The organism is Verrucosispora sp. WMMD573, assembly GCF_027497175.1.
In the GTDB taxonomy this organism is placed as follows: Bacteria; Actinomycetota; Actinomycetes; order Mycobacteriales; family Micromonosporaceae; genus Micromonospora.
Map to the genome: position 1 here is coordinate 4681226 of NZ_CP114901.1, position 12085 is coordinate 4693310.

Here is a 12085-nt window from a genome sequence, read left to right on the forward strand (position 1 = left end):
GACAGTCAGCCGTACCGGCACGTCGAGCTGCGGCGAGTTGATCTGGATGGAAAAACCGGTTGAGCCTCGCCCGGGCGTCGCCGTAGGTTGCCGACAACCCCGTCGCAGTGAAGACAGAGGACACAATCGGCGTGACCCCACCTGCTCTCTGAACCTGACACCTTTTCCGCTCTGGTAGCCGACGTTCCCGTCGGCCTCGCCGGGCTGCCCTCGCGCACCCGGTCGTACAGCGCTTGAGGCCGCGCGTAATCGGCCTCGTGTCAGGTCTTCGGAGCAATCGTGTCCTCACAACCTCATATCGTGCTGCCCTGGGTCGTCCGTCGGACCAGGCTGCCGCTGCTGTCGCTGCGGTGCGTGGACTGCCGGTCGACCTCGGCCACCACCGGCCCCGGCAGGTTCCGCGTCAACGCCAACCACAAGTTGCTGGACGTGTGGCTGCTGGTTCGCTGCGTGTCCTGCGATCGGACCAGCAAACTGACCGTGTACGAGCGAACCCCGGTCAGCTCGTTCGATCCGGCCGAGCTGACCGGTTACCGGGTCAACGACGCGGAACTGGTCGCGTCCAGGCTGCTCGATGCGCAGTTCGCCCGGCGTAACCGGGTCACTCTCGACTGGACCGGAGCCTGGCGGCTGGTGGCCCCGCCGGCAGTGCTCGTTGCGCCGTCCGACAAGCCAGGCGTTCACCTTCACGGTGCTGCCGGCAAATCCGGGCGGCGACCGGAACCGCTGACCGGTACGTGGCCGGGGCGGGCCGATCGGTGCGCCCCGGCCATGCGACGCACGGCGGGGGATGGTCAGGACGACGCTCGGCCGTACGCCGCACGGGCCTGCGCCACCTCCGCCGCCTGACGCTCACGCCAGCGTCGCTGCGCCAGCCGGTTGCAGGTCCGGCAGACCCGCCGCAGCCGGCCCGTCGCCGGATCGGTCTCCCGTTCGTGCCCGTTGCGGCAGCGTGGCCGCTGGGTGCGTTCCCGGCAGTTGTCCGCGTGGCTGAGCTGGCGCAGATGGGTCGGCTCGATGCAGTCGGGCACCCCGCAGTCGTGGTGGACCTCCAGGGTGGGGTCGTAGCCGCCGACGAGGACCACGTAGGCCGCGATGTGTGCCCACGCCCGTCCCGCGAGCTTCTGGTGCACGCCGCGCCGGCTGCCGTAGCCGCGCACGATGAGGCACCCGGAGTCGGCTCGCGTCGACCGGCTCAGCAGGTATGCCCGGAGAGTGTCCCCGGTGAAGTGTCGGGACAGACCGTTGACCTGAGACAGCACCGGGTCAGCTTAGGGGCCGGGTGCGATGCCGGGTCCCGGGTGCGTCGGCGGCCGATCATGATGTGTCGGCGCGCCTGATCGTCAACCCACGGCGTGGCTGAGAGCATTTTTCACATGCGTCCGCACGACACCTCGGTGCAGTATCGCCCGTCGGCCTACCCGGCCCTGCCCGACGGGCCGATGGCCGTCACCGACGCATGGTTGCGTAACCGACGGTTGAGTGAACACACCCGCGATGCGTACCGTCGGGACGTCGCCGGCTGGCTGGCCTGGTGCGCCGCCCGGGAACTGGACCCGCTGCGCGCGAACTTCCTGCATGTCAACGAGTACGGGCGGGCGTTGGAGAACAGCGTTTCCGCCCGGACCGGCCGCCCGCTGACCGCGGCGACGGTGGCCCGGAAACTGTCCGCGCTGTCGAGCTGGTACGACTTCCTGGTCAAACTGCGGGCGGTGGAACTCAACCCGGTCGCCGGAGCCGACCGGCCACGGGTCGACCGGGACCACTCGGCCACGGTCGGTCTGGCCCCCGACGAGGTGGACGCGCTGCTGGCGGCGGCCGAGGCCGAGACCGGGCCGACCGCTGCCCGCAACCGGGCCGCCGTCGCGTTGCTCGCCGACCTGGGGCTGCGGGTGGGGGAGTTGGTTTCGCTCAACCTGGACGACCTGGGCGCCGAGCGGGGGCACCGCAGCGTGCGCTTCGTCGGCAAGGGCGGACGGTCACGCCGTCGGGCGCTGACCCCGGGCACGGCGTACGCCGTCGACGCGTACCTGGCCGAGCGGGCCGCCGCACAGCGCGTGGAGGTGGCGCAGTTGACCGGCCCGTTGCTGGTCACCGCCAGCGGCGCCCGCCTCGACCGGCACTCGGTGTTCCGGTTGGTCCGCCGGCTCGCCCGCAGCGCCGGGATCGACGCGTGGGCGCGGCTGTCACCGCACTCGCTGCGGCACGCCTTCGCCACCACCGCGCGGTCCGAGGGGGTGCCGCTGGAGGACGTGCAGGACGCGATGGGACATGCCGATCCGCGTACCACCCGCCGTTACGACCGGGACCGGCACAACCTGGACCGGGATCCGGCGTACGCCATCTGGGCGGCCCGGGCCCGCCGCCGCGGCTGACCGACGGGTCAACCGCGTGGCGTGCGGACGCAGTACACGTCGCCGGAGTTGGCCTCGTGCGGCAGCGCGAGCAGGTGCGCGGCCATCTCCTCGGCATCGACCCAGCGCCCGAGGGTCAGCGACTTGTCGTCGCCGAGCGCCACGTCGAATCCGTCGAACCCGAGCGCGGCGAGCCGGTCCAGGCACCGCACCGCGACCGCCCGTCCGATCGTGGTGAACTCGAACGACAGGGCGGGCAGGGGGCGGCTCAACCCGGCGAGCACAGCGTCCTCGAAGCCCTCCACGTCGATCTTGACGAAGGCCGGCGTGCCGTGCTCGGCGATGAGCGTGTCGACGGTGGTCACCCGTACCTCGATTTGACCGTCCCAGACCTGGTCCTCCCAGCCGCCCGCGTCCGCGGCGGCGGTGACGAAGTCGGTGGAGGCGGTGGAGACGGTAGGGTTGGCCGAGTTGACCAGGAAGCCGATCCGACCGGGTTGGGCACCGCAGGCCGCCTCGATCAGCGTGACCTGGTCGTCGGCGGCGTAGATGGCCCGCAACGCCCGCAGGCACAGCGGTTGCGGTTCGACGGCGATGACCCGGGCGCCGAGCCGGCGGAAGGTACCGATGTGGTCTCCCACGTGCGAACCGATGTCGAAGACCAGATCACCAGGGCGGACGAAGCGGGCGTAGAAGGCGTCCATCGCGGCGTCCCGGTCAGGGTTGCCGTAGTAGACCTCCAGCGACCGGCGCAGCGAGGCGGTGCGCGGGTCGGTCTTGAGTGCCTCGACCGCGGCGGAGTGGGTACCCATCGCAGCACCCTAACCCGCCCGACCTGCCCGCCGTGGCGGTCCGCGTCGCCGCCACCGACTCCGCGTGACGTGTCCCCGGCCGACTTGACGGCGCGCGTCGGGCGCGCTAAATAAAGAAGCAGAAGTTGAGTCGTGCGGACTCAACTAAGAACCTTCGGCCAGGAGAACCGAGGAGGCACACGATGCTGATGCGCACCGACCCGTTCCGTGAGATCGACCGGCTCGCCGAGCAGTTCTTCGGCAGCACCAGCCGCCCGGCCGTCATGCACATGGACGCCTACCGCGACGGCGACTACTTCTACGCCGCCTTCGACCTGCCCGGCGTCGACCCGGAGAGCATCGACTGCACCGTGCAGCGCAACGTGCTGACCGTCCGCGCCGAACGCCGCCGCCCCAGCGGCGACAACGTCGAACTGGTCGCCGCCGAGCGCCCGATGGGCGTCTTCAGCCGCCAGCTCTTTCTCGGCGAGACCCTCGACACCGACAAGCTTGAGGCCGGCTACGACAACGGCGTGTTGACGCTGCGGATCCCGGTGGCCGAGCGGGCCAAGCCCCGCCGGGTCACCATCAGCGCGACCGGCAACGGCCGCAAGGAAATCAAGTCCTGATCAACGATTCGCCCCCGGCGTGGCCGGACGGGACGCGGTGCGGTCCCGCCCGGCCACGCCCACTTTCCGCCCGCCGCAGCGGCCGATTCTCTACCGTCGAGTGGTGTGGGCGCTGCGCAGCCGTGGAGCAGACCGGCCCGGCGACGTCATCCGATGCGGACCGGCCTCGCCGTCGCCGCAGCGGCGGTGGCGCTGTGCTGCGTCGGGGTCGCCGGCCTGGGCGCCTGGAACCTGCAACTGGTCACCCAGGCCGCCGCCCCGGTCCGCCAGACCGCCGAAGGGTTCCTGCGCGAGGTCACCGCAGGCGACACGGGCAGCGCGTACGAGCGGCTCTGCGCCGACGCGCGTACCCGGTGGAGCGAGATCGGGTTCACCAGTTGGGTACGCACCCCGCCCGTGGTGCGCGACTACGAGATCGTGGACGTGTCCGTGGCCACCCGTGGCGGCCGACCCCACGGCAAGGTCACCGTGCTGCTGACCCGCGACAGCGGCAGCAGCGAACAACGGGATCTGTCGGTGGTGCGGGAGGACGGCAGCTGGCGGGTCTGCGGCGACCCGTACTGACACTCGTCCCGGGGCAACGAAGTCACGCCGGCACCGGCTCGGCCGCCTCGACCAGCCGGCCGTCGCGCAGCACCAACACCCGGTCGGCCATCTCCACCAGTGTCGGGTCGTGCGTGGCGACCAGCGCGGTCATCCCCCGGGCATGCACCAGGGCCCGCAGCAGGTCCATCACCGCCCGACCGGTCTCCGAGTCCAACTGGCCGGTCGGCTCGTCGGCGATCAGCAGCGCCGGATCGTTGGCCAACGCCCGGGCGATCGCCACCCGCTGCTGCTGCCCACCGGACATCTCGTACGGCCGCTGCGCCGCGTGACCACCCAACCCGACCAGCTCCAGCAGCACCGACACCCGCTCCTCCCGTTGCGCGGCCGGGACCTTCGCCAACCGCATCGGCACCCCCACGTTCTCCGCCGCGGACAGGATCGGAATCAGCCCGAAGGACTGGAACACGAACCCGATGGTGTCCCGCCGCAGCCGCAGCAGGTCCTTCTCGCTGGCCGCGGTGACCTCCTGCCCGGCCACCCACACCCGCCCCGAGGTCGGCCGGTCCAGGCCGCCGATGAGGTTGAGCAGGGTGGTCTTGCCGGCACCGGAACGGCCCCGCACCGCGACCAGCTCACCGCGACCAGCACGCAACGAGACGTCCCGCACCGCGTGGACCACCCGGTCGCCTCCGCCGTAGTCGCGGCTGAGCCCGTCGACCCGGATCAGCTCCTGCCCGCTCACCGTGCGCTCCTCTCGTCGCCGGAACGGACCTGCACGTGGTCCGGCTCCAGGGTCAACCTCACCCGGTCCCGCAGCGCCAACGCGTCGACGAAACCGGCCGGAAGCTGCATCCGTCCGGCCCGGTCCAACACCGCGTACTCCTCGGTCACCAACTCCTCGACGCCGTCGGCACCGACCCGCGCGGTGCGGTGCACCTCCGATGCGGTGCGGCCGTCGCGGATCGACACGGTACGACGCACCTGCGAGGCGACCTGCGCGTCGTGGGTCACCACCACCACGGTCACCCCCAGCTCGGCGTTGATGGTGCGCAGCGCGGCGAAGACCTCCCCGGCCGTCGCCTCGTCCAGCTCACCTGTCGGCTCGTCGGCGAAGAGCACCTCCGGGTCGTTGGCCACCGCCACCGCGACGGCGCAACGCTGCTGCTCACCGCCGCTCATCTGCCCCGGCCGACGATCCGCGCAGTAGCCGACACCGACCATCTCCAGCAGCTCCGCCGCCCGCCGCCGAGCGGCCCGGCCCCCCCGGCGCGCCAGCCGCATCGGCAGCTCCACGTTCTCCCGGGCGGTCAGGTACGGCAGTAGGTTGCGTGCGGTCTGCTGCCACACGAACCCGACGGTGTGCCGCCGGTACCGCAACCGTTTGGCGGCGGACATGGTCAGCAGGTCGTAGCCGGCCACCCGGGCGATGCCCGCGGTCGGCGTGTCCAACCCGGACAGGATGTTCAACACCGTCGACTTGCCGGAACCGGACGCGCCCACGATGGCCAGCAACTCGCCACGGTCCACCACCAGGTCGAGGCCCTGCAACGCGACGACCTCCACCCCCTCGCTGGTGAAGATGCGCACCAGCCCGTCGCAGACGATGTGCCCGCGCAGCCGGTCGACGCCGCCGGCCCGGGCGGCGGCCCGTTCCGCCGCCCGCCGTTGCAACGTCGCCAGGTCCGGAACATCCGACACCATCGTCATGGGTTCTCCTCTCCCAGACGCAACACCTCACCGAGGCGCATCCGCCGATTCATCAGGTTCTCCACCGCCAGCCCAGTCGCCAGGCCCAGCACCACCAGCCCCAACACCGAGGCCAGGACCAACGGATCCAGGCGATCGCGGACCGGCACGCCCGGCACGAATGCGGCCAACCCGAGGGTCGGCCCCAGGATCCGGGGCAGGGCCGCACCCACCGCCGCCCCGGTCAGCGCCGCGACCAGGACCAACGGCACCAGCTCGTACACCAGCAGCCGCCGACCACGGCGGGCGGACAGGCCCAGGGTCCGCAACCGGGACAGTATCCGGCCCCGCCCAGCCGCGTCCGCGACCACCGCGAACCCGACGGCGAGTACCGCCAACGCGGTGCCACCGACCGCGCCGGCGGTGAACGCCAGGGTCAGGACGTCGTTGGCGCCGGTCCGGTCCAGGTCCTCGCGGTACGCCCGCCAGGTCTCCAGGTCCGCCGGCACCTGCGTACGGGTCACCGCCACCCCGAGCACCGCCGACTGCCGCCGCCGCTGCGCGTCATCGGCCACCCCCAACAGCTGCGCCCGATCGATGTCGTCACCGGCGAGCAGATACCGGTTCGGGATGATCGGCGTGTACTCGTACTCGGGCAGCGCCTGCCACGGCAGCACCACGAACCGCTCGGTGCCCAACCCGACGCCCGGGAAGGCGTCGGTCACCTCGGCAACCCGGAACTCGTACAACCTGCCCTGCACGTCGACGGCAGCCCGGTCGCCGACCTGCGTGGCCACCTGCGACGACACCACCGCCGGCACCGGCCCATCACCCCGGGTGGCAGCCCGCAGGACGGCCGGCACATCCACCTCGACACCGCTGCGCGCCACCACCTCCGCGAAGGCCGGGCCGTCCACCAGCAGCACCCGCGCCGTGCCGATCTGCCGCGACGGCAACCCCGCCTCCGGCACCAGCCGACGATTCGAGTCCACCCACACCCGGGCCACCGCCGTCACCCCGGACACCCCGGACAACGCGTCGTGCGCGTCGGGGGAAAAGGTGTACCCGGTCAGCCAGGCGTCCGCCGGCACCGTCAACGTGGCCGCCCGGTCCCGGGCCGCCGCGACCGTGGTGGTGACCACCCCGCCGAAGACCCCGGTGCTCACCGCGACGATCAGCACCGCCAACGGACCCAACGCCACCGGCGCACCCCGCCCGGCGCGGGCGACACCCAGGAACAGCACCGCACCCCGCGCCCGCGCGGCCAGCCGGCCGGCCACCCGCAGCGGCCACGGCAGCAGCCGCACCGCCACCAGCGCGGCGGCGACCGCGATCAGCACCGGCACCGAACTGAGGTACGCGTCGACACCGGCGCCCGCGTCGAGACCACGGCGGCGCAGCAACACCACCCCCAGCGCGGCCAGCGCCAGCACGCCCGCCTCCACGGTCAGCCGCCGCGCCGACGGGCGTCGCCACGCCACGTCGGCACGCCCGGTCACCACCCCGACCCGCCGCTGCGAGTGCATCGCCAACACCGGCACCACGGCGGTGGTGAGCACCGCCAGCGCCAGCACCAGCCACGGAAACGTCCCGTCGCGCCCCGGCACCCGGCTGCCGACAAACCAGCCGAGCAGCACCGCCAGCGGCTGCACCGGCGCGAACTCGGCCAGGGTCCGCAGCCCGATCGCGGTCAGGGCCGCGCCCCGGGCGCGCAGCAACGCGAACTCGTCACGTCGCCGCAGCACCGTCAACCGCGCCGCCAGCACGATCAGCCCGAGCAGGCTGGCGACCAGCCCCGCCTGTACGACCGCGAGCAGCGCCTGCACGGCGTGCAACTGCCCGGCGAACCGCGACAGCGCACCGTCCAACGACGTCTGCGCGGTCGCCCCCGAACTCCACGACATGCGGCGGGCCTCGGCCACCGCCGCCGTCACCGACTCCAGCGTCGCCGCGTTCAGCCGACGCTCGTCGAGGCGGTACCGCCACCCACTGACCGCGGGTACACCGCTGCCGGCGGAGACGACGTCCACCCCGACCCAGTCGGTCACCCCCGCCACGATGTACGGCTCACCGTCCAGCACCGGGACCACCGGCTCCAGCGCGTAGCCCAGGTCGTCCCAGACCGGGTCAGCGGCGTCGCGCGGCTCGAACACCCCGACGATGCGCGCATCCGCCTGGCCGTCGCGCGCGGCGAATCGCAGCCGCTGGCCGGCACGCAACGACAGCGTCTCGGCCACCGCTCCCGACACCGCCACCTCCGCGGGGCCGCCCGGGCGGGTACGGGGCCAGCGTCCGGCGGTCAGCTCGGCCGCCTCCGCGACGCCGGTCTGGGCGCGCAGGCCGAACAGCTTGCGGGCACCACCGTCCATCGGCGGCTTGTCGCCGACGGCGAACAGTTGCTCCTCGTCCAACGACGCCGCGTACCACCGACGGTCCACCAGGCCCGGCAACGGCTGCGGCAACTCGGCCCGGTAACGGTCCAGGTCGGACTGCCCGGCGGCGACCGGCGCGGGCCGCTGCCCGGCCAGGGACACGTCCCGAACCAGGTGCGGCAGCCGGGCCACGTCCGCACGCAACCCCCGATCGGCGTACTCCCCGGTCAGTCGGGGTGCGGCGGTCAGCAGCAACGCCGCCACCAACCCCAGCACCGCCAGCAGACCCACCTGCCCGCCGTACGCCCTGATCCGCCTCGCGCTCACTGGGCTCGCCTTTCGTTCGCGGCTGCGGGGCTCGCAAGCTCACTCCTCGCGCTCACTGGGCTCGCCTTTCGTTCGCGGCTGCGGGGCTCGCAAGCTCACTCCTCGCGCTCACTGGGCCTCCCCGGCACGAAGGTGCGCGGCGGTGAGCCGCCGCCGCACGCTCACCGACACCGCGGCGCTGAACGCCAGAGCCAGCGCCAGCAGTCCGACACCGGTGCCCAGCACCGGCACCCAGTCGACGCTCAGCAGCGGCGGCGGATCGGGGCGGTCCGCCGACGGGGTGAGGATGACAAGCGGGGCCATCGTCGCCGCCACGCCGATGCCCACGGCCAACCCCACCAGCACACCCATGCCGGCGAGCAACGACTGCTCGGCCAGCAGCGACCGGGCCACCAGGCGGTGACCCGCGCCGAGGGTGTGCAGCACCGCCAGTTCCCCGGCCCGGCGCCGCGCCGTGGCGCTGACGTCCACGGCCACGCCCACCGCGGCCAGCAGCACCGCCGCGAGGGCGGCGACGAAGAGGGCACCACGGGCGCCCACGCCGAACGGGTCGCGCGCCAGCTGGTCGGCGACGTCCCGGCGATCCAGCACGGTCAGACCGTCGAGCGCGGCGGCTGCCCCGGCCACCTGCGCCGCCGTGCCGGGTCGGGCGGCCACCCACCATTCCTGCGGCGAGCGGACGATGCCGTGTTCGTGGAACAGCCGGGTACGCAACGACGGCAGGTCGACAAGCAACGCGGCGTCCTCGACGTCACCGGGCAGGGCCGTGACCCGGTCGACCACGACGACATCGACCTCGGCCCCACCCAGGAACAGCCGGGTCTGCGTCCCGACGTCGAGGTGCAGCATGTCCAGCGCCGCCGCGGTGGCGACCACCGGCACCGGGTTGGTGCCGGCCGGCCGGGTGACGGCCAACTGCACCGGAGTGTCCGGGGCATTCCAGCTCACCGGCATGTCACGTGCGTAGCGGCCGGACAGGGTGGCACCGGAGCCGGTGGACGCGGTGACGGTTCCCACCCGGTCGACCACCTGCCACGGTCCGTCCGCGCCCAGATCGATCGGGGTGCCGGCGCTGGCGTCCGGGCTGGCCCGCAGGTCCGACAACCGCCAGTCGAGGCTCAGTCGTGGACCACCTCGGGTTTCGGTGGTGAAGCCGGCCAACCGCCACGGCCCGTCGCCGGCCGGCAACTCGACGGAGAACCGTAGCGGCTGACCATCCCAGCCGGTCGTGCCCAGGACCACCCGGCGGTGTTCGCCCCGGACGTCGCTGAGTACGACCTCGTGGCGGATCCGCCCACCCGTGCCGATGTCGACGACGCCCCGGGTCCGCAGCTGACCGGTCAGTCGCCGGGTACCGGTCGGCAACACCGTCGCCGGTGCCGGCACCCGCGCGTCCGCGAGGCCGCCGAGCAGCCGACCGGTGGATCCGCCGGCCAGGTCGGAACGCAACCGCAGCACCCCGTCGGCGGCACCGGCGTCCACCGCCACCATGGTGGCCGGTTCGGCGCCGGCACCGAGCCGCACCGGCTCCCGCCAGGCCGGCAGGACCGCCCGGGCACCCGGCAGGTCGGCGATCTGGTCGGCGCGGCCGTCGGGGGCGGCACCGGTGACCTCGGTCAGCCGCAGGTCGGCACCGACCCGGTGGGCGGCCTGGTCGTCGAGGGAACGTTGCGAGGTCCCGGCGAGGGACCAGGCCAGGGTGCCGACCGCCACGGCGAGGGCGAGCAGCAGCACCGGGCCGGCGTGCGGACGCCTGCCGGCCTGCCAGGTGCCGAGCATGACGGCGGTCCACGGCCGGCGGTCCACCCAGCGTTCGGTCAGCCGCACCAGCGGCGGCAGCAGTCGCAACGCGAGCACCGCCCCGGCCAGCACGCCGAGCGTCGGCGCGGCCGCCAGCAGCGGATCGACACCCAGCTCACCGCCCCGGGACCGGGACAGCGGGGACGAGTACCTGCTCAGCTGGTACCAGCTGAGCAGGGCCAAGCCGACGAGCAGGACGTCCAGCCCGGCCCGCTGCACCATGCCCCGCCGGCTCGGGCGGGAGCGGCTGGCCAGGTCCGCGACATAGCTGTCGCCTCGGCGCAGGCTCGGACCGATCATCGCGGCCGCGCAACCGGCGGCCGCGAGCCCGGCCACCAGCCACACCGTCGGGTCGGCCCAGTCCGGCCGCAGCGAAACGGCGGCGAGCCCGGGCAGCCGGTCGGCCAGCCCCAGCAGCTCCATCACCAGCGGCGGGGCGAGGAGCACCGCCGGCACGACGACCAGGGTGGCCTCCCGGGCGGTCAGCCCGGCCACCTGCCAGCGGGCGGCGCCCCGGGCCCGCAGCAGCGCCGTCTCACCCCGCCGGTGCTCGGTGAGCAGGATCGCCACGAGCAGCAGCGCGTACCCGCCGAGCACCACCACCAGCAGCATCGGGGTGACCAGGGCGGACCGGCCGACGAGGGTGGCCTGGCGTAGCCGCTGCACCAGGGCCACCAAATTACCGCTGACCACCGCCGAATCGCCGAGGCCGGCCTCGGCCGGGCTGCTCGTGGTGATCCGGCCGGCGGCGTCGGCGAGCCGGTCCAGTGCGGTGGGGCCGACCCCGGCCAGATCGGGCTCCACCAGCCAGCCGGCGGAGGCATTGGCCAGGAAATGGGTGACGAAGTCGTCCCGGGACACCGTCATCGGGCCGTAGGTGGCTGCCTGGGGCAGCGAACCGGTCGTCGTCTCCGGCGCCAACCGCCAGTACGCGGCATCCGGGTCGACCGGGGCGAACACGCCTGTCACGACAACCTCGGTGACCTGCTCGCTGAGCCCGTCAGTGATCGGGATGCGGTCACCGACGCCCACCCGCAACGCCGCCGCCGCGGCCTCGGCGATCGCGGTCTGCACCGGTTCGACGCCGGTCCGCGGCCACGCCCCGGCACTCAGCCGGGCGTGCGCGGGCAGGTCGTCGAGGAACATCACCGACGCGTAGGTGGCCCCGCTGCGGTCGGCCACGGCGTCTCCGGTGTCGCCGCGCAGCTGTCGACCGGCCGCGTACCCGGCAGCGCTGACCCGGGCCGGCAGCCCGGCCAGGTCGGCGGCGACCTGCTTGCGCAACGCGCCGTCACGGTCCCGCAGCGCCGCATCGGTGCCTCCGGCGGAGGCGCGTACCAGGATCGAGCGTTCCTCGGCGGTGGCCGCCGCCAGCACGTTGCGGGTGCCGGAGTCGACGACGTCCCGGTTGTACGCGGCCAGACCGGTGAGCGCGACGGTGGCCACCAGCGCCGCCCCGGCGGCGGCCAGCAGCAAACCCCTCGTGGCCCGGGCACGTCGCAACGCGAACCTCATCTGTCCTGTACCCCCGCCGGTTCGCGGGCCGGTGTGGCCCCTGGTTGCTGCCGTCATGCACCAGA

General features: G+C 73.4%; 10 protein-coding genes. 4 read left to right on the top strand and 6 right to left on the bottom strand.

Annotated elements, in window-relative coordinates; all coding sequences use genetic code 11:
• The first annotated feature begins 300 nt into the window (after positions 1 to 300).
• Positions 301 to 849: a DUF1062 domain-containing protein gene (locus O7601_RS21325; protein ID WP_281562857.1), complete on the top strand. Its 549-nt coding sequence runs from the start codon at positions 301 to 303 to the stop codon at positions 847 to 849.
• Here the strand turns inward: O7601_RS21325 and O7601_RS21330 are convergent.
• Entirely contained in the window at positions 795 to 1262 is a 468-nt protein-coding gene (locus O7601_RS21330; RefSeq protein ID WP_281562858.1) for an HNH endonuclease, read from the bottom strand. The two genes, O7601_RS21325 and O7601_RS21330, sit on opposite strands and share 55 nt — an antisense overlap.
• Positions 1263 to 1376: 114 nt before the next feature.
• On the opposite strand from O7601_RS21330, the gene O7601_RS21335 reads away from it, so the two are divergent.
• A complete protein-coding gene (locus tag O7601_RS21335) occupies positions 1377 to 2375 on the top strand; it encodes a tyrosine-type recombinase/integrase (RefSeq protein WP_281562859.1) in 999 nt (332 codons plus the stop codon).
• Positions 2376 to 2383: 8 nt separating this feature from the next.
• On the opposite strand, the gene O7601_RS21340 is transcribed toward O7601_RS21335, so the two are convergent.
• Positions 2384 to 3166: an FkbM family methyltransferase gene (locus tag O7601_RS21340; RefSeq protein ID WP_281562860.1), complete on the bottom strand. Its 783-nt coding sequence runs from the start codon at positions 3164 to 3166 to the stop codon at positions 2384 to 2386.
• Positions 3167 to 3348: 182 nt separating this feature from the next.
• Here O7601_RS21340 and O7601_RS21345 point away from each other — a divergent pair, with 182 nt between their 5' ends.
• Both O7601_RS21345 and O7601_RS21350 read left to right on the top strand, forming a co-directional pair.
• Entirely contained in the window at positions 3349 to 3774 is a 426-nt protein-coding gene (locus tag O7601_RS21345; RefSeq protein ID WP_281562861.1) for an Hsp20/alpha crystallin family protein, read from the top strand.
• A 105-nt stretch (positions 3775 to 3879) separates the two neighbouring features.
• A complete protein-coding gene (locus tag O7601_RS21350) occupies positions 3880 to 4338 on the top strand; it encodes a hypothetical protein (RefSeq protein ID WP_281562862.1) in 459 nt (152 codons plus the stop codon).
• A 22-nt stretch (positions 4339 to 4360) separates the two neighbouring features.
• Here O7601_RS21350 and O7601_RS21355 read toward each other — a convergent pair whose 3' ends face one another.
• The 4 genes from O7601_RS21355 to O7601_RS21370 form a co-directional block, all read right to left on the bottom strand.
• On the bottom strand, positions 4361 to 5062 hold the full coding sequence (locus O7601_RS21355) for an ABC transporter ATP-binding protein (protein ID WP_281562863.1): 702 nt from the start codon (positions 5060 to 5062) through the stop codon (positions 4361 to 4363).
• Positions 5059 to 6027: an ABC transporter ATP-binding protein gene (locus O7601_RS21360; protein WP_281562864.1), complete on the bottom strand. Its 969-nt coding sequence runs from the start codon at positions 6025 to 6027 to the stop codon at positions 5059 to 5061. The genes O7601_RS21355 and O7601_RS21360 overlap by 4 nt, the downstream gene beginning before the upstream one ends.
• A complete protein-coding gene (locus tag O7601_RS21365; protein WP_281562865.1) occupies positions 6024 to 8705 on the bottom strand; it encodes an ABC transporter permease in 2682 nt (893 codons plus the stop codon). Before O7601_RS21365 ends, O7601_RS21360 begins: the two co-directional genes overlap by 4 nt.
• A gap of 108 nt (positions 8706 to 8813) precedes the next feature.
• The gene (locus O7601_RS21370; protein WP_281562866.1) at positions 8814 to 12020 is read right to left on the bottom strand and encodes an FtsX-like permease family protein; all 3207 of its coding nucleotides are present in this window, start codon (positions 12018 to 12020) and stop codon (positions 8814 to 8816) included.
• Positions 12021 to 12085: the final 65 nt, after the last annotated feature.